General features: G+C 67.3%; 16 protein-coding genes and 1 riboswitch. Of the genes, 14 read left to right on the top strand and 2 right to left on the bottom strand.

The features are described from left to right. From OZ10_RS01110 to OZ10_RS01095, 4 genes are all read left to right on the top strand, one after another. A partial coding sequence (locus tag OZ10_RS01110) for an XAC2610-related protein (RefSeq protein WP_039563712.1) occupies nucleotides 1-752 on the top strand: 752 nt, incomplete at its 5' end. A 349-nt stretch (nucleotides 753-1,101) separates the two neighbouring features. Continuing rightward, nucleotides 1,102-2,712 carry a hypothetical protein gene (locus OZ10_RS01105; protein ID WP_039563711.1) on the top strand — a complete coding sequence of 537 codons (1,611 nt, stop codon included), beginning with the start codon at nucleotides 1,102-1,104 and terminating at the stop codon, nucleotides 2,710-2,712. Then, nucleotides 2,709-3,878 carry a lysozyme inhibitor LprI family protein gene (locus tag OZ10_RS01100; protein WP_039563710.1) on the top strand — a complete coding sequence of 390 codons (1,170 nt, stop codon included), beginning with the start codon at nucleotides 2,709-2,711 and terminating at the stop codon, nucleotides 3,876-3,878. The genes OZ10_RS01105 and OZ10_RS01100 overlap by 4 nt, the downstream gene beginning before the upstream one ends. A gap of 262 nt (nucleotides 3,879-4,140) precedes the next feature. Beyond that, nucleotides 4,141-4,956: a DUF3014 domain-containing protein gene (locus tag OZ10_RS01095; protein ID WP_039405586.1), complete on the top strand. Its 816-nt coding sequence runs from the start codon at nucleotides 4,141-4,143 to the stop codon at nucleotides 4,954-4,956. 157 nt (nucleotides 4,957-5,113) lie between these two features. On the opposite strand, the gene OZ10_RS01090 is transcribed toward OZ10_RS01095, so the two are convergent. Together OZ10_RS01090 and OZ10_RS01085 are read right to left on the bottom strand one after the other, a co-directional pair. After that, nucleotides 5,114-5,821, bottom strand: a complete 708-nt coding sequence (locus OZ10_RS01090; protein WP_039405588.1) for a glutathione S-transferase — start codon at nucleotides 5,819-5,821, stop codon at nucleotides 5,114-5,116. A gap of 46 nt (nucleotides 5,822-5,867) precedes the next feature. Then, nucleotides 5,868-6,176 (bottom strand): GIY-YIG nuclease family protein, encoded by a 309-nt coding sequence (locus OZ10_RS01085; RefSeq protein ID WP_039405696.1) that lies wholly within the window; start codon nucleotides 6,174-6,176, stop codon nucleotides 5,868-5,870. Between the two features lie 366 nt (nucleotides 6,177-6,542). On the opposite strand from OZ10_RS01085, the gene OZ10_RS01080 reads away from it, so the two are divergent. From OZ10_RS01080 to cobT, 10 genes are all read left to right on the top strand, one after another. Next, nucleotides 6,543-8,690, top strand: a complete 2,148-nt coding sequence (locus tag OZ10_RS01080) for a TonB-dependent receptor (RefSeq protein WP_039405699.1) — start codon at nucleotides 6,543-6,545, stop codon at nucleotides 8,688-8,690. 49 nt (nucleotides 8,691-8,739) lie between these two features. Next, nucleotides 8,740-10,068: an LLM class flavin-dependent oxidoreductase gene (locus OZ10_RS01075; protein ID WP_039563708.1), complete on the top strand. Its 1,329-nt coding sequence runs from the start codon at nucleotides 8,740-8,742 to the stop codon at nucleotides 10,066-10,068. 16 nt (nucleotides 10,069-10,084) lie between these two features. After that, nucleotides 10,085-11,125, top strand: a complete 1,041-nt coding sequence (mgrA, locus tag OZ10_RS01070) for an L-glyceraldehyde 3-phosphate reductase (protein WP_039405592.1) — start codon at nucleotides 10,085-10,087, stop codon at nucleotides 11,123-11,125. A gap of 11 nt (nucleotides 11,126-11,136) precedes the next feature. Continuing rightward, entirely contained in the window at nucleotides 11,137-12,249 is a 1,113-nt protein-coding gene (locus OZ10_RS01065; RefSeq protein WP_039563707.1) for an aliphatic sulfonate ABC transporter substrate-binding protein, read from the top strand. A gap of 118 nt (nucleotides 12,250-12,367) precedes the next feature. After that, nucleotides 12,368-13,162 (top strand): aliphatic sulfonate ABC transporter permease SsuC, encoded by a 795-nt coding sequence (gene ssuC / locus OZ10_RS01060; RefSeq protein ID WP_039563706.1) that lies wholly within the window; start codon nucleotides 12,368-12,370, stop codon nucleotides 13,160-13,162. Further along, a complete protein-coding gene (locus OZ10_RS01055; RefSeq protein WP_052209940.1) occupies nucleotides 13,159-13,941 on the top strand; it encodes an ATP-binding cassette domain-containing protein in 783 nt (260 codons plus the stop codon). The genes ssuC and OZ10_RS01055 overlap by 4 nt, the downstream gene beginning before the upstream one ends. Nucleotides 13,942-14,249: 308 nt before the next feature. Beyond that, complete coding sequence (gene clpB, locus OZ10_RS01050) at nucleotides 14,250-16,835, top strand: ATP-dependent chaperone ClpB (protein WP_039563705.1); 2,586 nt, start codon at nucleotides 14,250-14,252, stop codon at nucleotides 16,833-16,835. A 231-nt stretch (nucleotides 16,836-17,066) separates the two neighbouring features. Beyond that, on the top strand, nucleotides 17,067-18,353 hold the full coding sequence (locus OZ10_RS01045; protein WP_039405601.1) for an O-acetylhomoserine aminocarboxypropyltransferase/cysteine synthase family protein: 1,287 nt from the start codon (nucleotides 17,067-17,069) through the stop codon (nucleotides 18,351-18,353). 273 nt (nucleotides 18,354-18,626) lie between these two features. Then, nucleotides 18,627-18,851, top strand: a riboswitch (cobalamin riboswitch). Between the two features lie 117 nt (nucleotides 18,852-18,968). Beyond that, nucleotides 18,969-20,846 (top strand): TonB-dependent vitamin B12 receptor, encoded by a 1,878-nt coding sequence (btuB, locus tag OZ10_RS01040; RefSeq protein WP_039405604.1) that lies wholly within the window; start codon nucleotides 18,969-18,971, stop codon nucleotides 20,844-20,846. Nucleotides 20,847-21,248: 402 nt separating this feature from the next. Continuing rightward, nucleotides 21,249-22,295 carry a nicotinate-nucleotide--dimethylbenzimidazole phosphoribosyltransferase gene (gene cobT / locus OZ10_RS01035; protein WP_039405707.1) on the top strand — a complete coding sequence of 349 codons (1,047 nt, stop codon included), beginning with the start codon at nucleotides 21,249-21,251 and terminating at the stop codon, nucleotides 22,293-22,295. Nucleotides 22,296-22,415: the final 120 nt, after the last annotated feature.

The following is a 22,415-nucleotide window of genomic DNA, read 5'->3' as shown; positions in this document are numbered from 1 at the left end:
ATGCGCAGACCCAAGCCACCGCCACGTTGGTCGGCACGCGCCTGCAGGTGGTGCTGTCGCCGGGCGGCAGTACGCAGTGGCTGGACGCGGATGTGGATGACGGCGAAGGCGGGAGCGCTCTGCGCAGCGACGACTACGACTTCGACGGGCACCGCGATCTTGCGGTGACCGCGATGCTGGGCCAGGTCAATGAAGCGACGCTGGTGTTCCTCTTCGACCCGGTACGACGGCGCTTTCAGCCGCTGGCCGCGCCAACGCGCCCGGCGGTGCAATGCGATGGGCTGTGGAATCTGACCCCCGATGCCAAGGACCGCAGCCTGACCAGCTCCTGCCGTAGCGGGCCGATGTGGTACAGCGACCAATATCGCTATAGCGCCGGCCGGCTCTATGTCTATCGCTCCCAGCAGCCGATCAACGCGCCGGACATCCAGGCGTTGCTTGGGCGCGACGGCGACGACGCGTATCCGCTGTCGGTGTGGTCCACCTTCGACCCGCAGGGCGTCGTGATCGCCACTGCCATCGGCGAAACACTGGAGTCGCCGATGCCGGTGCAACTGCGGGTGCAGGTAGCGCGCCTGCCCTTCTACGCCACGGCAACCGCGGCCACGACGCGGCGTTATCTGGTGCGCGGTGATCGCGCCGACGCGCTGGATGTCAGCGCCGATGCAACGCGCATCAAGCTGCGTTACCGCAGCGCCACGGCAGGCGACATGCTGGGCTGGGTGAGTGTGGACGCCTTGCGCCAGCAGTAGCGCGCAGGCATCCAGCTGATTGTTGGGGCCGGCGCGGCCGCGGCGCTGAATCGGCACCGGCAGCTGTGCGATGCGGCGCAAGCGGGCCTGCATGGAGCTGGCGACTGCTCAAGGCGCCGGCTCCTTCGCATCGCTGGCACGGCCTGCGCAGCGGGGTGCTGGCTGATCGCGCAGGCGGATCCTGCAACCCGTCGCAACGCGCCGGCAGTGTGTGCAAGAGCCTGTGCAGGATCCTGCTGATGGCCGCGCGCCTCCATACCGGGTGCGCCAACACCTCGTTCCATCGGGCCGCTGTCGCGCGTACCAGGCAGCGGCTACCATCGCCTGTCCCCACGTCTCGCAGACCTCCATGTCCGCTCCCTCTTCGCGTCCTGCGGCCTCGCCGCGCTGGTTCGTCGCCGGCGATCTCAATGGCTTCTTCGGCCTGGTGGTCGACAATCTTTCCATCCTCGGCTTCATCGCGATGGCGCTGGTGGGCATCTTCCAGTTCCCCGCGGAAGTGGTGTTCGGGCGCATGTTCCCGGGCACCGCGTTCGGCGTGCTGGTGGGCAATCTGCTCTATACCTTGATGGCGCGGCGGCTGGCCGCACGCACCGGGCGCGATGACGTCACCGCCATGCCGCTGGGACTGGATGCGCCCACCAGCATCGGCATGGCGCTGCTGGTGCTGGGCCCGGCGTTCGCCGGTTTCAAGGCGCAGGGACTGGACCCGCAGGCGGCGGCAATCGCCACCTGGAAGCTCGGCATGGCCGCGCTGGTGGTGATGGGCCTGCTCAAGCTGGTGCTGTCGTTCGTGGGCGAGGCGGTGACCCGGGCGTTGCCGCGTGCAGCGCTGCTCGGCTCGATCGCCGGCATCGCGCTGGTGCTGATGGGTCTGTTGCCGCTGCTGGAAACGCTGCGCTCGCCGGTGGCCGGTTTCGTCACCCTGGGCCTGTTGCTGTACGTGCTGCTGGCCAAGGGCCGCCTGCCGACCAAGCTGCCGGGCGTGCTGGTGGCGTTCGTGATCGGCACCGCACTGTATTACGGGCTTGGCCTGGCCGGATTGGGCGCACCGGGCTTCACGGTGCCGGCGTGGACGCCGCCGCAGATCGTGCTGCCGCTGCCGAATCTGGGCTTCATCGACGGGCTGCCGGCGACGGTGGCGTATCTGCCGTTGCTGCTGCCGTTCGGACTGTTGATGGTGGTAGGCGGCATCAACGTCAGCGAAAGCGCACGCGCCGCCGGCGACGATTACCGCACCCGCGACATCCTGCTGGTGGAAGCCTTTGCCACGTTGGTGGCCGGCGTCTGCGGCGGCGTGGCGCAGACCACACCCTACATCGGCCAGCCCGCCTACAAGCACATGGGCGCGCGCTCGGGCTACACGCTGCTGACGGGACTGTTCGTCGGCATTGGCGGCATGCTCGGGGTGATCAGCGGGCTGGTGCAGTGGCTGCCGCTGGCGGTGCTGGCGCCGATCATCGTGTATGTGTCCATCGACATCACCACCCAGGCCTTCCAGGCCACACCCCGGCAGCATGCCGGCGCGATGGTGCTCGGGTTCCTGCCATCGGTGGCGTACCTGCTGACCATCAAGGCACCGGGCTGGATCGCGCCGGAGCAGCTGGTGGCGTTGACGACCAAGCTCGATGGCCATGGCTTGCCGGAGCTGGCAGTGATCTTCGCACTGGGCAATGGCTTCATCATCACCGCGATGCTGTGGATCGCCACGGTGGCGGCGATGATCGATGGCCGGCTGCGGCGCGGTGCGGTGTTCCTGCTGGTCGCCGCGGGGTTGACCCTGTTCGGATTGATCCATTCGGTGGACCCGCGCGGCGGCATCTATCTGCCGTGGTCGCTGCACGGCCTGGCGCGGGTGATCAGCTGGCAGTTCGTCGGTGCCTACGTGGCGCTGGCAGTGACCTTGCTGCTGCTGTCGCTGCTGTCGCTGCTGCCGGTGCGCAAGCAGGCCGTGCAATGACGCGCCCGGCATGCGCGCTGCGGTGGCTGCTAGGCGGTGCCCTGGTGCTGGGTACCAACGGCGCGTGGGCAGCGTCGTTCGACTGCAAGCAGGCGAGCACATTGGTGGAAAAGCGCCTGTGTGCGGTGCCTGCGCTCGGCCTGCTGGACGAGCAGCTGGATGAGAGCTACCAGGCGCTGGTGCAGACTGCGCCGCGTACGGCAGTGGCCAGCGTACGCGAGCAACAGCGCGCCTGGCTGCGGCAGCGTAATTCCTGCGCGCAGGACGCCAGGCCGGATGACTGCCTGCAGCGCAGCCTGACAGCCAGGGCCGATGTGCTCAGCAAGGCACTCACCGCCCAGCAACAAGGGCTGGACCGCATCATCGCCAGCATTCCCGCCGCCCCTGCCGACGCGGCGCGCCAGTTGCAGGGCTACGACGCGCCGCTGGCGTCGGCGTGGCTGGCGTACCTGCATCAGTTCGTGCCGGCCGCCGGTGTGGATGCCGCGCTGGCAGATGCGCGGTTCGCACACGCGCGCACGGCGTTGCGCAAGGTGGATGGGTTTGCGGCCTCGCTGCTCGATGACGTGGCCGGCGCACCGCCAAGCTCACGGCAGGAACGCGTCTTGACCCTGCTGCGGATGTGGATCGAGCGCGACAATGGCGATCAACGACCTTACGTGCACTGCTTCATCTTCGCGGCAGTGGGCGAGCCGGCGTACGACGCATTCGGGCCGTTGTATGGCTCCACGCGCGACGGGTTCGCGCCGATCTGCGCGCCGCCGGGCGGGCTGTTCGCGCTTGCCAGCTGGAAACAGCTCGATGCCGGCTTTGCGGGGATGATCGAGGCCATGAGCAAGGACGCCGGCACCATTCGCTATGCAAGCTACGCCGAGTGGGAAGTCGTCGCGCTGCGGGCGTCGGTTTCGCCATTGCTGTACCTGCAGCCGGCACTGCGCAAGCGCTACGGCAATGACCCGGACAAGGCGATTGCCGCGTGGAGCGGCAATGACAGTGATTGGCCGGCCGCAGATCGCAAGGCGGTGCGCGCGCTGCTGCCGAAGGTGCGCGCAGACACCGCCGCATGGCTGGTGCGCGAAAAGCAGCTGCCGGCAGAACAGGCCGAGCAGGCAGCGGCCGCCATCGTGGCGGCGTGGGTGAATGCGCGGCTGGATTTCGCCGGATGAGCACGGCCGGGCGCCGGTAACGCTTCGTTTCCAGCGCCACGCGCGCGTTTATGCACCATGGGTGCGTGACCTGCAGCGTGGTGCTGCAGGTCCAGGTCGGAATGACGCGGGTTTGCGCTGGAATACAGGCAACTCCGTGCATGCCGCGGTGCCCTGCGTGGGCCTGCGTGCGCGATGAATGCGCGTGCGGCCATAGAGCGATGGAACCCTTGCGCCATCCCATGGTCACACCCTGGATGTTGTCGACGTAAGGAGTTCTACGATGCAAACACCGTCCTCGCGCTGGCCATGGCTGCTGGCCGTGCCAGTGATCGCCGGCGCTGCCTGGTGGCTGTTCAGCGGGCCATCCGAGCATACGGGCGCGCTGCCCGCGCCCATCAGCCGAACCGCCACAGCAGTGGCGGCGGCGGTCACTCCGGCAACGCCGGCGCCGGCCGGGCCCCGCCATCCGGTGCAGACGCCATCGCCCGATGCGGCGGACGCAGCGATTCCGGCGTTGGCGCAAAGTGATGAGGCCGCGTGGCAGGCACTGCAGGCGCTGGTGCAACAAGACGACGCGTTGTCGATCGTGCTGCGTGCGCACCTGATCGAGCGCGTGGTGGTGATGATCGACAATCTCACCCAGCCCAGCATCAGCCGGCGTGCCCTGGTGCTGCAGCCGGTGCCGGGCGAGTTCCAGGTCAGCAGCGCTGCCGATCACAGTGTCATCGATCAGGCCAACGCCGCGCGCTACGCGCCATATGTCACCGCGTTCACCACGGTGGATGCGCAGGCACTGGTCCGCAGCTATGTGCGCTTCTACCCGTTGTTTCAGCAGGCCTACGCCAACCTGGGCGCGCCCGACCGCTACTTCAACGATCGCGTGATCGATGTGATCGACCATCTGCTGCGGACCCCGGAGCCACGTCAGCCCATTGCCGTGGTGCGCGACGAGCGTGGCCGCTATCGCTTCGTGGATCCGGCGCTGGAAGGTTTATCCGTCGGGCAGAAGGCGATCCTGCGCCTGGGGCCAAGCCAGGCGCAGGCAGTAAAGGCGCAGTTACACGCCATACGCGCGGCACTGTTGCAGGGACGCTGATGGCAGTGGTACGTGAGGTGTACCAGCGGCGCACACACGTGCGCCCGGTGTGTCATCTCTTCGTGCGGTTTGAAGACAGCGGCGGCGAGTGCGATGAGCGCATTCGACGCACGCGTCAACGATTGCAGGCCGCCATGCGAAGGCTTCAAGCAGATGTCTAGTCGGCATCCAGCTCCGGGTAGTGGCGGAAGATGCCGTTGGTGTTGAACGCCACGCGGCGCTCGGAGGCCAGATAGGCCGCAATCCGCGGCCGCTCGGCCACGCGCTGCTGCAGGGCCTTGAGGCCAGGCAGGTCCTTGGCAAGCGTCGCCATGCGTTTGGGGAACATGTAGTCCAGCCCGCTGACCAGCTGAAACAACGACAGGTCCACGTACGAGTGTTTCCCCAGCGCATGCGTGCCACCGGCGTGTTGCAGCACCTGCTCGAAATAGCCCAGGAACTTGGGTAACCGGTTCTCGCGCAGGTCCGCAGCGCGCTTGGCCGCTTCGGCTTTCTGATCCTCGTAGTACAGCCCGACGCCGATTGGGTGATGGGTGTCGTGCACTTCGGCCACCAGGTCGGCAATGGTCATCTGCAGTTGCAGCGCCTGCAGCCGTTGGGCCTCGGCCTCGGGCACCAACTGCAGCTGTGGCCCCAGGAAATGCAGGATCGCCGCCACCTGGGCCACCACGACATCGCCCGCACGCAGGAAGGGTGGTGCGAACGGCTGTGCACCGTCCTGCCGACCCTGCAGGAATGCTGTCATGGCCTCATCGCCGTCGACGCGCGCCATATCGGTGTAATGGGCACCTGCATCCTCCAGCGCCAGACGGACGAATTCGCCGCGTCCCTGCAGGCCGGTCCAGTAATAGAGCTGATAGTGCATGCGCTGCTCCGCGTTCGAATGGCGCTGCAGCCTAGGCAATGCGCGGCTAGTCGGGCGTGACCGCAGCGTCAGCGGGCTGTGACCCGGCCACAGCCGCCGGCTGCGCCAGCAGCCACGCCAGCTTGCGCGCACGCGGCTGACGCTTGAGCGCGCACTCCGCGCGCGAGGCGCTGCTGCGGTCCGGGTAGCGGTGGCTGGCCATGATCTGCAGCGGCGGATTGGCGCGCGTGTAGCGCGCGCCGGTGCCTTGCGCATGCGCCTGGAAACGCCGCTCCAGATCATTGGTGATCCCGGCGTAATAGCTGCCGTTGCGGCACAGCAGCAGATACAGATACCAGGGCTTGGGTGCATCCATGGCCGCATTATCGCCGCTGGCCGGCGCCTGCACAGCGTCAGCGCACCGACGATGGCGGTGCGGGCCGGCGCCAACCACGCAACGTGCGAGTGAATAACCACCTAAACATTGGTTATTTGACGCTCGCGGCGCTGGCAAACAGCATGCCCCTACTGCCATGCGCGGTCCGGCCGGCTTGGCGACAGAACGCCAAGCGACGCGCGCACAACCGGCCGCAACGCGCTCGGAATACGCCATATCGCCCCCCCCACAAGGACCTCCATGCCTGTGCAACACCGGATCCCCGCCGGGATCGCTTCTGCTTCAAGGTGGTTGGCTACCCCGCAACGATTGGCATGGAGCCTGGCGCTGGCGTGTGCGCCGGCCATGGCGGATGAAGTGGGTGAACCCGCGACGCCGGCGGGCGCGGCGCAGACGCTCGGTGCAGTGACGGTGACGGCCACACGGCGCGAAACCACCTTGCAGCAGGTGCCGGTGGCGGTGTCGGTGGTGCAGGGCGAGACGCTGGAGCGCGAGAACCGCAACAGCGTGGCGGACCTGCCGGCACTGGTGCCCAGCCTGACCTTCCGCACCGGCGCGTCGAACAAGGACACCTCGTTGTTCCTGCGCGGGGTGGGCACCATTTCCACTTCGCCGGGCGTGGAGCCCAGCGTGGCCACGGTGATCGATGGCGTGGTGCTGGGCAGGCCCGGGCAGGCCACGCTGGATCTGCTCGATGTCGAACGCATCGAGGTGCTGCGCGGGCCGCAGGGCACCTTGTTCGGCAAGAACGCTTCGGCCGGGGTGCTCAACATCGTCAGCAAGCCGGCGCCGGAGACAGTTGGCGGCTATGTGGATTACTCGCACTTTGGTGGCGGCGACGAAGACCGCGTGCGTGCCAGCATCGGGGGCGCGTTGCTGCCGGAGGTGCTCAAGGCCAGCGTGTCGGCGGTGTGGGCCGAGTACGGCGGCAACGTGCGCAACGTGGCCAATGGGCAGACCGTCAATGGCTACCGACGCGCCGGTGCGCGGCTGCGGCTGGATCTCACGCCCACGCCCGACTTCACCGCGACCCTGTTGGCCGATTACCTGCAGTCCCACAGCGATGCGCCCAGCGGGGTGGTGGTGGCCAGCACGCGTGCCGACTTTGCCGCCGCCCTGGCGCCGGTGCGGGCCGGGGCCAACAACCGGCAGATCAACAGCGATTTCCCCACGTCTCTGGACGACATCAACAAGGGCGCCTCGCTGCAGCTGGATCAGCACGTCGGTGAGCTGGTGCTGACCTCGATCAGCGCATGGCGGCAATGGGACAACACGCAATTCCAGGATGGCGACCGCACCGCCCAGCGCAGTGCGGCGTTTCCGGCATCGCATGACCGGGGCGATCTGGGCTACACGCAGTACTCGCAGGAACTGCGCGTGCAGACCCCGCGCGACCGCGCCGTGGAGGCGGTGGCCGGGCTGTATTACCTGCACGCGCGCAGCGACGAAACCTACCGCCGCACCGTCACCTCGCCCACTGCCAGCACGGTCGGCGTGGCCGACTACGCCACCCGTGCGCAGACCTACGCCGCGTTCGGCGAAGCCACCTGGCATTGGCGCCCGGATCTGCGCGCCTTGCTCGGTGTGCGCTTCACCCGCGACACGCTGGACTATCACCATCGGCGCGTGTCCACCTCCGCAACGGCGGTCACCGGCATCCAGCCGGCCATCGCAAGCAGCGGCAGCACCGCAGAAAACGGCATTTCGGGTCGCACCGGCCTGCAATACGACTTCGATGCGCGCACCACGGCTTACCTCACCTATTCGCGCGGCTACAAGGGCCCGGCCTACAACGTGTTCTTCAACATGCAGCCGCGCGATACGCCGGCATTGAAGCCGGAAACCTCCAACGCCTGGGAACTGGGTTTGAAGGCGCGCGCCCTGGATGACCGGCTGAGTGCGAACGTGGCGTTGTTCCATACCGAATATGCCAATTACCAGGCGAACTTCTTCGACACCGTGGCCGGGCAGGTGGTGACGCGGCTGATCAATGCCGGGCAGGTGCGCACGCAGGGCCTGGAGCTGGACCTGGACTACCGCCCGACCGAGCGGCTCAGCCTGGCCGCCTCGCTGGCCTACACGCAGGCACGCATCCAGCGCTTCGCCTGCCCGCCAGCGGCGGCGGCCAACTGCAATGTCGATGGCCGGCCGCTGCCGTTTTCGCCGGACTGGAAGGGCACTCTGCGTGCGGGTTATCGCGTGCCGCTGCGGGGCAGCCTGGCGCTGGAATTCAACGGCGATGTGAGCTGGCAGGACAGCGTGCAGTACGACCTCAGCCAGACTCCGCAGACCATCCAGGGACCGTATGCGATCTGGAACGCCAGCATCGCAGTTGCCGACGATGCGCACGGCTGGCGGGTGGCGGTGCTGGGACGCAATCTCGGCGATCGGTCGTACGCGCCGCTGCTGGCCAACGCCACCGGCAATGTCTATCGATTGGTACCGCGCGACGATCGGCGTTACCTGGGCCTGCAAGTGCGCAAGGATTTTTGACGATGGGTTTGAACGTGACGGTGAGTTGCGACACGTGCGGCGGTCCACGATGAGTGCGCCACGTCAGCTGTCGCTAGGTGCATTCCTGATGGCCACCGGTCATCACGTAGCGGCGTGGCGGCACCCACAGGTCAGTGCGCAGACGCTGGATTTTGCGCAGTACCGCGAGATGGTGCGCATTGCCGAAGCCGCCAGGTTCGACGCGGTGTTCGTCGCCGACAGCCTGGCCGCAGCGGGCGGGCCGGTCGCCCCGCAGATGGCGCGTTCCAGCCTGTTCGAGCCGCTGACCCTGCTCAGCGCGCTGGCAACGGTGAGCGAGCGCATCGGCCTGATCGCCACCATGACCACCAGCTACAACGAGCCGTATCACGTGGCGCGCAAGTTCGCCTCGCTGGATCATCTCTCCGGCGGGCGTGCCGGCTGGAACCTGGTCACCTCCGATGCCGCCGACGAGGCGCTCAATTTCAATCGCGATGCGCATTACGTGCATGCCGAGCGCTATGCACGAGCGCGCGAGTTCCAGCAGGTGGTGGCCGGGCTGTGGGACAGCTGGGACGACGATGCCTTCATCGCCGACAAGGCGGCCGGCCTGCATCACGACCCGGCGCGTGCGCATGTGCTGGACCACCGCGGCGCGCACTTCCAGGTGCGTGGTCCGCTCAATATTGCGCGTGCACCGCAGGGTCACCCGGTGCTGGTGCAGGCCGGCTCGTCCGAGCCCGGGCGTGCGCTGGCCGCCGAGACGGCCGAGGTGGTGTTCACCGCGCAATCGTCGCTGGCCAAGGCGCAGGCGTTCTATGCCGACATCAAGGGACGGCTGGAACAGTTCGGCCGCGCGCGCGATGCGCTGAAGGTGTTGCCCGGCGTGTTCATCGTGGTGGGGCAGAGCCAGGCCGAGGCGCAGGAAAAATTCGAGCAGTTCCAGAACCTGGTGGAGCCGCAGGTCGGCATTGCGCTGTTGTCGCGCATGCTGGGCAACTTCGACCTGTCCGGCTATCCGGCCGATGGTCCGCTACCGGAATTGCCGCTCACCGAAACCGGCCAGCGCAGCCGCCAGCAATTGTTCACCGAGCTGGCCGGGCAGGAACAGCTGAGCATCGCCCAGCTTGGCCGGCGCATTGCCGGCGGGCGCGGCCACTACAGCCTGATCGGCACGCCCACGCAGATTGCCGACGAGTTGCAGGCCTGGTTCGAACAGGGCGCGGCAGACGGGTTCAACGTGCTGGTGCCACATCTGCCCGGCGGCCTGGCCGATGTGGCCACGCACGTGGTGCCGGAGCTGCAGCGGCGTGGGCTGTTCCGGCGTGAATATGCCGGGCGCACGCTGCGCGATCATCTGGGGCTGCAACGCCCCGTCAATCGCTTCAGCGCTCGCTGATCAACCGGAACCACTCATGACCTATCTCGCACATCCCGACCGTTACGACCGTATCGCCTACCGCCGCGTTGGCCGCAGCGGCCTGGTGTTGCCGGCCCTGTCGCTGGGCTTGTGGCACAACTTCGGCGACAGTACGCCGATCGACACCCAGCGCGCATTGCTGCGCACCGCGTTCGACCTGGGCATCACCCACTTCGATCTGGCCAACAACTATGGCCCGCCGTACGGCAGCGCGGAGATCAACTTTGGCCGGCTGCTGCGTGAAGATTTCAGGCCGTATCGCGACGAATTGATCATTTCCACCAAGGCCGGCTGGGACATGTGGCCGGGCCCGTACGGGCAGGGCGGCAGCTCGCGCAAATATCTGCTGTCCAGCCTGGATCAAAGCCTGCAGCGGCTAGGCGTGGAGTATGTGGACATCTTCTATTCGCATCGCTTCGATGCGGACACACCGCTGGAAGAGACCGCCGGTGCGCTGGCCAGTGCGGTGCAGCAGGGCAAGGCGCTGTACGTGGGCGTGTCGTCGTATTCGGCAGCGCGCACGCGCGAGATTGCCGCGCTGCTGCGCGAGTGGAACGTGCCGCTGCAGATCCATCAACCGGCCTACAACCTGTTCAACCGCTGGCCGGAGCAGGAGTTGCTGGACACTACTGCAGACCTCGGTGCTGGAGTGATTGCGTTTACGCCGTTGGCGCAGGGTCTGCTTACCGGCAAGTATCTGGAGGGCATTCCCGAGGATGCGCGCGTCAATCGCCCCGGTGGTCAATCCTTGCGGCCCGAACACCTGTCCGACGACAACCTGCAACGCGCACGCGGCTTGAATGCCATTGCGCAGCGGCGTGGGCAGAGCCTGGCGCAGCTGGCGCTGGCCTGGGTGCTGCGCGATCCACGGGTGAGCTCGGCGCTGCTGGGTGCCAGCCGCCCGGAGCAGTTGATCGAAAACGTAGCGGCATTGCAGACGCCTGCGTTCACTGCAGACGAGTTGGCCGAGATCGATCGCCATGCGGTCGAGGGCGGGATCAATCTTTGGGAAAAACCCTCCACCGATTGGCAATGAGGAAGCTGCCGATGCGTCACTGCGTTTCAGCAACGACAATTGAAACGGCCACGCAGTCGTTAGCCGCGCGTGGCGGTGAAACGCAGGCGGCGGGTACGGTAGGTGCAAAGCGCTGGCTGCGTGCGGCGCGCCGCCGGCTGACAGCTGTGCGCGCGGGCGGGGTGGCCGTGTGGATGTCTGCGTTGCTGTTCTCCAGCATCGTATTGGTGCAGCCTGCGCTTGCGGCCGAGCCGGCGCAGTTGCGCATCGGTTATCAGAAGGCGGTATCGAGTCTGGTGCTGGCCAAGCAGCATCGCTTGCTGGAACAGCGCTTTCCCCGCACCAGGATCACCTGGGTGGAATTTCCGGCCGGACCGCAATTGCTGGAAGCCTTGAACGTGGGCAGCATCGACCTCGGCGGCGCTGGAGACATTCCGCCGTTGTTCGCGCAGGCGGCTGGGGCCGACCTGCTGTATGTGGGTTGGGTACCACCCACGCCGAAGGCCGAGACCATCCTGGTGCCGGCCAAGAGCACGCTGCGCACCGTGGCCGAGCTCAAGGGCAAGCGCGTCGCGTTTCAGAAAGGCTCCAGCGCGCACAACCTGTTGTTGCGTTTGTTGGCCAAATCCGGCCTGAGCCTGCGCGACATCACGCCGTTGTATCTGTCGCCGGCCAACGCGCGTGCGGCCTTCGCGGCCGGGCAGGTGGATGCGTGGGCCATCTGGGACCCGTGGTATTCGGCCCTGACCCTGGATGGCAGTGCACGCCTGCTTGCCAACGGCGAAGGGCTGGGGCTGACCGGCGGGTTCTTCCTGTCGTCGCGCCGCTATGCCACCGCGTGGGGTCCGTTTGTGCAACAGGTGATGGTGCAACTCAACCAGGCCGATGGCCTGCTGGAGCGCGACCGCGCCGGCAGCATCAAGGTGTTGTCGCAGGTGAGCGGGCTGCCGCCTGCGGTGGTCGAACGCACACTGGCGCACCGCCCGCCGGCCAGCGTGCAGCCGCTCAATGCGCAGGTCATCAAGGCCCAGCAAGCCACCGCCGACCTGTTCCATGCACAGCGCCTGCTGCCCAGGCGCGTGCTGGTGGCACCGGCGGTGTGGCGCGCGCCTGCGCCGGCCGCTGCACAGCCGGCGGGCAAGTGATGCGCTCGATGGCATGCACGTGTGCAATGCGGCACCGGGAGCCTGCGTGCGCGCAGGTGAGCGCCCACGTGTCGATGCAATACGCGGTAATGCGATGCGCCGCCGCCACGGTGCTGCAATGAGCGCCCGCGCACGCCGTCTGGGCGCTGGCTTGGTGCCCTGGTTGCTGCCGCTGGCATTGCTGCTGGCATGGCAGATTGCCGCGGCCACGGGCTGGCTGCCGCAGCGCATTCTTCCTGCGCCCGATGCGGTGCTGCGTGCGGCCATCACGCTCGTGCAAAGTGGTGAGCTGTGGCAGCACCTGGCCATCAGCGGTTGGCGCGCGGCGGTGGGCCTGGCCATTGGCGGCAGCATCGGCCTGGCACTGGGCCTGTTGACGGGCGTATCGCAGGTGGCGGAACGGCTGCTCGACAGCAGCCTGCAGATGCTGCGCAACGTGCCGCATCTGGCGCTGATCCCGCTGGTGATCCTGTGGTTCGGTATCGACGAGGGCGCCAAGCTGTTCCTGGTCGCGCTGGGCACGTTCTTCCCGATCTACCTCAATACCTATCACGGCATCCGCAGCGTGGACCCGGCCTTGATCGAGATGGCGCGCAACTACGGCCTACGTGGGCCGCAGCTGTTTGTCGATGTGCTGCTGCCCGGCGCGCTGCCCTCCATCCTGGTCGGCTTGCGCTTCGCGCTGGGGTTGATGTGGCTGACCCTGATCGTGGCCGAGACCATTTCTGCCAGTTCCGGCATCGGCTATCTGGCCACCAATGCGCGCGAGTTCCTGCAGACCGACATCGTGGTGGTGGCGATCGTGCTGTACGCGCTGCTCGGCAAGCTGGCCGACCTGGCCGCACGCGGCCTGGAAGCCTGGTGGCTGGGCTGGCATCCGGCACACCAGCAGCGTGCGCAGGTGCGCCGATGAGCGCGACCGACACCGGCCTGCCACTGAGCCTGCGCGGCATCGGCAAGCGCTATGGCGACAGCGAGGTGCTGCGCGGCATCGATCTGCAGATTGCCCCCGGCGCCTGCGTCGCGGTGGTGGGCCGCAGCGGCTGCGGCAAGAGCACGCTGCTGCGGGTGATTGCCGGGCTGGAAGCGGCCGACAGCGGCACCGTGGAGAGCGGCGCTGCGCCGCTTGCCGCGCAGCACGATGCGGTACGGCTGATGTTCCAGGACGCGCGGCTGCTGCCGTGGAAGCGGGTGATCGACAACGTGGCGCTGGGGCTGGGCCGTGCCGGCCGCATGCAGGCCCAGGCCGCGCTGGATGCGGTGGGGCTGGGCACGCGTGGCGGCGACTGGCCGGCGGCGCTGTCGGGCGGCCAGCGGCAGCGCGTGGCGCTGGCGCGCGCGCTGGTGCATCGGCCACGGCTGCTGCTGCTGGACGAACCACTGGGCGCGCTGGATGCATTGACCCGTATCGAAATGCAGCAGCTGATCGTGCAGTTGTGGCGGCACTACGGCTTCACCCTGGTGCTGGTGACCCATGACGTGGCCGAAGCCTGCGCGCTGGCCGACCGCATCGTGGTGGTCGAGCAGGGTCAGGTCGGCCTGGATGTCGCGGTGCCGGTGGCGCACCCGCGTGCGCCCGGGTCGCCGGCCCTGGCGGCGATCCAGGCGCAGGTACTGTCGCGCCTGCTGGGAGCTGCGCAGACCTCCGAGCAGGCGGCTGCGGCGAAGGCCGAGGTGCGGCGCGACGCGTGAGGCTGCGCGACACGGAGGGGCACCGCTGCAGCAGATCGTCTAGCAGCCGGCGTCGGGCGCGGAGGCTCCGCCGCCGCGCCCTACGCCACGCGTCCTCCCCCAGCCAGCGGGCAAGAGGCTGCCTCACGGACCGGTGCGCCATCGCAACCACACACCGGCTGCGTGCGCCGCCTGGCACTGCCGATTGGAGCCGGGCACCGGCGCCGCTGCGGCCCGGCTCCGGCTCCGGCAAGCCTTGAAACCCCGCCCGGCAACCGCATCTGCACGGTATCGCCGGCGTCACCGGCCACCCGTTCAGAGGATTTCCCATGCGGATGGACAAGCTCACCTCGCGCTTCCAGCAGGCACTGGCCGACGCGCAGTCGCTGGCCGTGGGCCGCGACCACAACATTATCGAACCGGTGCACGTGCTGGCCGCGCTGCTCGACCAGAGCGGCGGTAGCACGCGCCCGCTGCTGTCGCAGGCCGGCGTCAACGTGCCGCTGCTGCGCGAGCGCCTCGGCGAGGCACTGGACACGCTCCCCAAGGTCTCCGGGCAGGAAGGCAACCTGTCGATCGGCAACGACCTCAATCGCCTGCTCAACCAGACCGACAAGCTGGCCCAGCAACATGGCGATGCCTTCATCGCCAGCGAGTGGTTCGTGCTGGCCGCCGCCGACGATGCCAGCCCGCTGGGCGTGGCCCTGCGCGCGGCCGGTGGCGACAAGAAGAAGATCGAGGCGGCCATCGACAAGCTGCGCGGCGGCGAAACCGTGCAATCGGAAAACGCCGAAGAACAGCGCCAGGCGCTGGAGAAATACACCATCGACCTCACCGCGCGTGCCGAAAGCGGCAAGCTCGATCCGGTGATCGGCCGCGATGAAGAAATCCGCCGCACCATCCAGGTACTGCAGCGCCGTACCAAGAACAACCCGGTGCTGATCGGCGAACCCGGCGTGGGCAAGACCGCGATTGTCGAAGGCCTGGCCCAGCGCATCATCAACGGTGAAGTGCCCGAAGGCCTGCGCGGCAAGCGCGTGCTGTCGCTGGACATGGGCGCATTGATTGCCGGTGCCAAGTTCCGCGGTGAGTTCGAAGAGCGCCTGAAGGCGGTGCTCAGCGACCTGTCCAAGAACGAAGGGCAGATCATCCTGTTTATCGATGAGCTGCACACGATGGTGGGCGCGGGCAAGGCCGATGGCGCGATGGATGCCGGCAACATGCTCAAGCCGGCACTGGCGCGCGGCGAGCTGCATTGCATCGGCGCCACCACGCTGGACGAATACCGCAAGTACATCGAAAAGGACGCCGCACTGGAGCGGCGCTTCCAGAAGGTGTTCGTGGGCGAGCCGACGGTGGAAGACACCATCGCCATCCTGCGTGGGTTGAAGGAACGCTACGCCGTGCACCACGGCGTGGAAATCACCGACCCGGCGATCGTGGCGGCGGCTACGCTGTCCAACCGCTACATCACCGATCGCCAGTTGCCGGACAAGGCCATCGACCTGATGGACGAAGCCGCATCGCGCATCCGCATGGAGATCGACTCCAAGCCGGAAGAACTCGACCGCCTGGAGCGCCGCCTGATCCAGCTCAAGATCCAGCGCGAAATGCTGAAGAAGGAAAAGGACGACGCCTCACGGCAGCGTCTGGCCGATCTGGAAACCGACATCGACAAGCTCGAACGCGAGTTCTCCGACCTCAACGAAGTGTGGAAGTCCGAGAAGGCCGCGTTGCAGGGCACCACCAAGATCAAGGAGCAGATCGAGCACGCCAAGCTGGAGCTGGAGGCCGCGCAGCGCCGCCAGGACTACGCCAAGATGAGCGAGATCCAGTACGGCGTACTGCCGCAGCTGGAAAAGCAGATGCTGCTGGCCAACGAGGTCGAACACCACGACTTCAAGCTGGTGCAGGATCGCGTCACCGCGGAGGAAATTGCCGAAGTGGTGTCGCGCTGGACCGGCATTCCGGTCAACAAGATGCTCGAAGGCGAGCGCGACAAGTTGCTGCGCATGGAAGACGAGCTGCATCACCGCGTGGTCGGGCAGAACGAAGCGATCAAGGTCGTTTCCGACGCGGTGCGCCGTTCGCGCGCGGGTCTGTCCGATCCCAATCGCCCGAGTGGCTCGTTCCTGTTCCTGGGGCCGACCGGCGTGGGCAAGACCGAGTTGTGCAAGGCGCTGGCAGATTTCCTGTTCGACAGCACCGAGGCCATGATCCGCATCGACATGAGCGAGTTCATGGAAAAGCACTCGGTCTCGCGCCTGATCGGTGCGCCTCCGGGCTATGTGGGCTATGAAGAGGGCGGCTACCTCACCGAGGCGGTGCGCCGTCGCCCGTATTCGCTGATCTTGCTGGACGAGGTGGAAAAGGCGCATGCCGATGTCTTCAACATCCTGCTGCAGGTGCTCGATGATGGCCGTCTGACCGACGGCCAGGGCCGCACCGTGGACTTCCGTAACACCGTCATTGTGATGACCTCCAACCTGGGCTCGCACCAGATCCAGGAGCTGTCCGGCGACGGTAGTGCCGAGGCCTATACGCAGATGAAGGCGGCGGTGATGGGCGTGGTGCAGGCGCATTTCCGCCCGGAGTTCATCAACCGGCTGGACGACATCGTGGTGTTCCACCCGCTGGACAAGGCGCAGATCAAGTCGATCGCGCGCATCCAGTTGCATGGGCTGGAGAAACGCCTGTCCGAGCGCGGCCTCAAGCTGGACCTGGACGATGCGGCGCTGGAATTGCTCGGCAATGTCGGCTTCGACCCGGTGTATGGCGCACGCCCGCTCAAGCGCGCGATCCAGTCGCAGGTGGAAAACCCGTTGGCCCAGCAGATCCTGTCGGGGCAGTACCTCAGCGGTGACACCGTACAGGTGCGCGCGCAGGGCGGGCGGCTGGAGTTCGGCAAGAGCTGACAAGCCGATGACGGGGCGCTGTAACGCATGTGCGGGATGCGTTATGAATGCCTCGTCTGTCACCTCTTCCGTTCGCGGGAGAGGTGCGGTGCGATCGCATGTGCTTGACCGTTGTTGGTACGCACAGCACTCAAAGGGGACTGGTCGGCATAAGCTGATAACGCTCGGTTAGCACGGTTGTTGTGCAACGTCGCTATCGTCGCTGTCTTCCGTCCAGCAGCGAGCCGTGCCATGACCGATCCGCAGTGGAAGCCTGAAACCATCGCCGTGCATGGCGGGTATCGCCCCGACCCGACCACGCGCGCGGTGGCGGTGCCGATCTATCAGACGGTGGCGTATGCGTTCGACGATACCCAGCATGGCGCGGACCTGTTCGACCTGAAGGTGCAGGGCAACATCTACAGCCGCATCATGAACCCCACCAACGACGTGCTGGAGCAGCGCGTGGCCGCGCTGGAAGGGGGCATCGGCGCCTTGGCGCTGGCATCGGGGCAGGCCGCGGTGACGTATGCGATCCAGACCATCGCCGAGGCCGGCGACAATATCGTGTCCTCCAGCGCCTTGTATGGCGGCACCTACAACCTGTTCGCGCATACGCTGCCGCAGTTCGGCATCAGCACGCGCTTTGCCGACTATCGCGACCCGCAGGCGTTTGCCGGCTTGATCGACGAACGCACCAAGGCAGTGTTCGTCGAGTCGATCGGCAATCCGCGCGGCAACATCACCGACATCGAAGCGGTGGCGGCCGTGGCGCATGCGCACGGCGTGCCGTTGATCGTGGACAACACCGTTGCCACGCCGTCGCTGCTGCGGCCGATCGACTTCGGTGCCGACATCGTGGTGCATTCGCTGACCAAGTATCTAGGCGGGCACGGCAACAGCATCGGTGGGGCGATCGTGGACAGTGGGCGCTTTCCGTGGGCGGCGCACAAGGCACGCTTTGCGCGCCTCAACGAACCGGATGTGAGTTATCACGGCGTGGTGTATACCGAGGCCTTGGGCGAGGCGGCGTATATCGGGCGTGCGCGGGTGGTGCCGCTGCGCAATACCGGTGCGGCGCTGTCGCCGTTCAATGCATTCTTGATCCTGCAAGGTATCGAAACATTGCCGCTGCGCATGGAGCGCATCAACGCCAATACCTTGGCCATTGCGAGGTATCTGCAGCACCACGCACGCGTTGCCTGGGTCAACTATGCCGCGCTGCCGGATCACCCCGAGCATGCGTTGGCGCAGAAATATCTGGGCGGCCACGGGTCCGGCGTGCTCACGTTTGGCCTGCCGGGCGGGCGTGCGGCTGGCGCGCGTTTCCTGGATGCGCTGCAGCTGTTTACCCGGCTGGTGAATATCGGCGATGCCAAATCGCTGGCGACGCACCCGGCATCCACCACGCACCGCCAGCTGGGTCCGGCCGAGCTGGAGCATGCCGGGGTGAGTGAAGACACCGTGCGGCTGTCGATCGGCATCGAGCATATCGATGACTTGCTGGCGGATCTGGAGCAGGCGCTGCAGGGGGCGTGAGGTTTAGCCCCTCTCCTGCGGGAGAGGGGTTGGGGTGAGGGTACGGTAGGTCCGCAATGCAGCAGTCGACGTCGAACGGCGCCATCGACTCGCAATCGCACCCTCATCCACCCCTTCGGGGCACCTTCTCCCGATGGGAGAAGGACAGCTTGGGCCCCTCTCCCCCATGAAGGAGGACAATGTCCCGATGGGAGAAGGAAGCGGTCATTCACGGCCAAGGCGCGTGGCGACGCGCTGGCTTGGCCGGTGGTCGCAGACCTCTGAGGCGCCTGCTACCATGCGCGCCCCTGAGGTGACTGCCGCAGTTGCGGTGGTTTAAACGGGAATCCGGTGCGCGGCTCGCCTTGGGCGGGTCGCAATTCCGGAGCTGCCCCCGCAACGGTGGGCGAGATAAGGGTCTGCACGTCACGCCACTGTGCTTGCATGGGAAGGCGCAGGCCTGGGAAGCGTCCGCTTCCACTCGCGAGCCCGGAGACCGGCCTGAGGGACAAGACCCGGCACGCGGTGGGCGTGGCCTTGATCGTCTGGCGCTGCGACGTCGGGCGCCTGGCCCGTTGCTGTCTGCCGCCCCCATTGCCCCCGCGCGGGTAGGCGCGGTTCCAGGAGCAGCAGTCGATGTCCGTTTCTTCCGTTTTGCCGACCCGCGCCGTGCTGGCCGTGGGGCTGTCGCTGTGCGTGGCCCACCTGGCCCACGCCGAGGCTGCCATCGATCTCGACCAGGTCGTGGTCACCGCCTCGCGCACCGCGCAGACCCAGGACCAGACGCTGGCGCCGGTCACGGTGATCGACCGCGCGCAGATCGAGCGTCGCCAGGTCAATTCACTGCAGGACCTGCTGCGTGGCGAGGCTGGGGTGTCGCTGGCCAACAACGGCGGCCCGGGCAAGCCGACCTCGCTGTTCCTGCGCGGCACCGAATCCGACCAGGTGGTGGTGCTGATCGATGGCGTGCGCATCGGCTCAGCCACCTCCGGTGGGGCGGCCTTGCAGGACCTGCCGATCGAACAGATCGAACGCATCGAGATCGTGCGTGGCCCGTTTTCCAGCCTGTACGGTTCCGAAGCGCTGGGCGGGGTGATCCAGATCTTCACCCGTCGCCCGCAGGGCAGCTTCGTGCCGACGCTCAGCGTGGCGGCCGGCAGCAACAACGCGCGCCGCTACGGTGCCGGCCTGGCCGGGCGGAGCGAGGGCGATTTGGGCGAGGCCGGCGGGTGGTATTCGGTCAACGCAGTGCATGACGAAACCGACGGCATCAACGCGTATCTGGACACCAGTTCCAGCGCCTACGACCCGGATCGCGATGGGTATCGCAACGATTCGCTGAGCGTGCAGGGCGGCTGGCGCTTCAACCGGCAGTGGGATGCCGACGTGCACGCGTTGCGTGCGCAGAGCCGTAACGACTACGACGGCTCTGTCTTTGGCGGCAACCTGTCCAAGGGCGTGCAGCAGGCGGTCGGTGGCCGTGTGCGTTACGCACCCACCGATGCGCTCAAGTTCACTGCCAGCGTCGGCGGCAGTTCCGACTTCAGCGATGCGTATTACGACGGTGCGTACGTGTCCACCTACGACACCCGCCGCAAGCAGGGCTCGTTGCAGGCCGACATCACCACGGCACCGGGCCTGTTAACGGTCGGCTTCGACTGGCAGCGCGACGCTATCGCGAGCAGCGATAACTACGACGCCGACAGCCGTATCGACCGCGCGGCATTTGCGCAGTGGCAGCAGAGCTTCGGTGCGCAGTCCGTGCAGGCCAGCCTGCGTCGCAACGACAACAGCCAGTTCGGCGGCAAGACCACCGGCAGCCTGCTGTGGGGTTGGGACGTTGCCGAGCACCTGCGCCTGACCGCCAGCTACGGCACCGCGTTCAAGGCGCCCACCTTCAACGAGCTGTACTACCCGGACTTCGGCAACCCGCTGCTCGGGCCGGAGACGTCCAGCAGTGCGGAGCTTGGGCTGCGGGGGCGCTACGACTGGGGCACCTGGACGCTCAGCGCCTTCCAGACCCGCATCAGCGACCTGATCGCCTATGACGCCTCGCTGGTGGATGCCGCCCACCCCTTTGGCCAGCCGAACAATATCGACAAGGCGCGCATCCGTGGCGCCGAAGCCGGTTACGAGACCGCGCTGGCTGGCTGGACGCTGCGTAGCGCGCTGACCTGGCTGTCGCCGCAGGCCGATGGCGAGGTCGGGCACGGCAACTGGCTACCGCGTCGCGCCCGCCAGAGTGGGCGCATCGATGCCGACCGCACCGTCGGCGCGTTTGGCGTGGGCGCAAGCCTGTTCGGCTCGGGCAAGCGCTTCGATGACCTGGCCAACACCGAGCGCCTGGCCGGTTACGGCCTGCTGGACCTGCGCATGAGTTATGCGATCAACACGGACTGGAAGGTGCAGCTCACCGCCAACAACGTGTTCGACCGCCGCTACGAGACCGCGCGCTGGTATGCGCAGCCCGGGCGGAATTACCTGCTCACCTTCCGCTACCAGTCAGCGCAATAACGCGATCTTTTGTCGCGCGCGAAGGCGGAATGCGCTGCGGCAGGTGCCGACCGGCCACAGGCGCTGGCCGCTTTGCCGAGCTGGGGGATTGACCGTGCTGCGTCCCCTGGCGCCTGCCGCGCTGCATGGCGGCTCGCGCCCGACGCTATGGTTGCGCAGCCTGCCGGGCCACCCGGATGCGGGGTGCCTGCCTGCGCAAACGTGACATGTTGCACACCGCTGCCGCAGTTGCGCGGCAGGGGGTGCTGGTCAGCAACGCGGTCGGGCACGGCGATGTACCGCCGGGCGAACTCACGCCTCGTTTTGTCGATGAAGCCGCCCGGCGGCGCCAGGCGTTGGCGCTACAGTGCGGGCTTGCTGGTGGTGGCAGGTTTGGCCCATGGTGCTGAAGGGAGAAGCGGTGTGACTAGCGACTGGATCCTTGCCACATGCGCAACGCCGGATGCGCGCGTGCGCGCTGCGGCGCTGGCGCGGCAGGAACAGCTGACCAAGCCGCATGGCGCGCTGGGACGGCTGGAGCAACTGGCGGTGCAGCTGGCCGCCTGGCAACGCAACGCGCACCCCACCGTGCAGCGGGTGTGGATTGCGGTGTACGCCGGTGATCATGGCGTTGCCGCCGAAGGTGTCTCGGCCTTTCCGCAGGCGGTCACCGGCGAGATGGTGCGCAACTTCGCGCGCGGCGGCGCAGCCATTGCGGTGCTGGCGCGCGAGCTCGGCGCACGGCTGGAAGTGGTGAACCTGGGCGTGGTGAACGACCCGGGCGAGCTGCCACGGGTGCGACGTGCGTGGATCGCGCCGTCCACCGCCAATCTCTGCGAGCAGCCGGCGATGACTCACGCGCAGTTGCGCGATGCGCTTGCCGCCGGCGCCGAGAGCATCGCGCAGGCCAGGAGTTGCGATACGCAGTTGTTCGTCGGCGGCGAGATGGGGATCGGCAATACCACCGCCGCCGCCGCGCTGAGCTGCGCCTTGCTGTCACAATTTCCGCAGGCGATGGCCGGTGCCGGCACGGGTCTGGACGCCGAGGGCATCGCGCACAAGGCCACGGTGATCGCGCGTGCGCTGGCTGTGCACGCCGATGCCGCCACCCCGCTGGAACGGTTGCGCCGGCTCGGCGGCTTCGAGATCGCCGCCCTGGTCGGTGCGTATATCGCCGCTGCGCAGGCCGGCATCCCGGTGCTGGTGGACGGCTTCATTTCCACCGCTGCGGCATTGGTCGCCACTCGTCTCAACCCTGGCGTGCGCGAATGGCTGCTGTTCGGGCATCGCTCGCAGGAACGCGGTCACGCTGCGCTGCTGCGCGCACTCGATGCCGAACCGCTGCTGCAGCTGGATCTGCGCCTGGGCGAGGCCAGCGGCGCGGCGGTGGCGATTCCGCTGCTGCGCAGCGCCTGCGCCTTGCACAATGGCATGGCCACCTTTGCCGAGGCTGGCGTGTCCGACGCATGAGCGTGCGGACCACCTTGCTGCGGCGTGCGACAACGTCAGCGCAGTGGGCGCGGCCAGGTCGAGGACCCGCTGACCAAACCGGAGGTGGCAACAACTGCGCACAGTTACTGCATCGCGTGA

It is taken from the genome of Xanthomonas cannabis pv. cannabis (assembly GCF_000802365.1).
GTDB lineage: Bacteria > Pseudomonadota > Gammaproteobacteria > Xanthomonadales > Xanthomonadaceae > Xanthomonas > Xanthomonas cannabis.
Note: the sequence above shows the minus strand (reverse complement) of the source record. Positions and strands in the feature narration are given on the sequence as shown.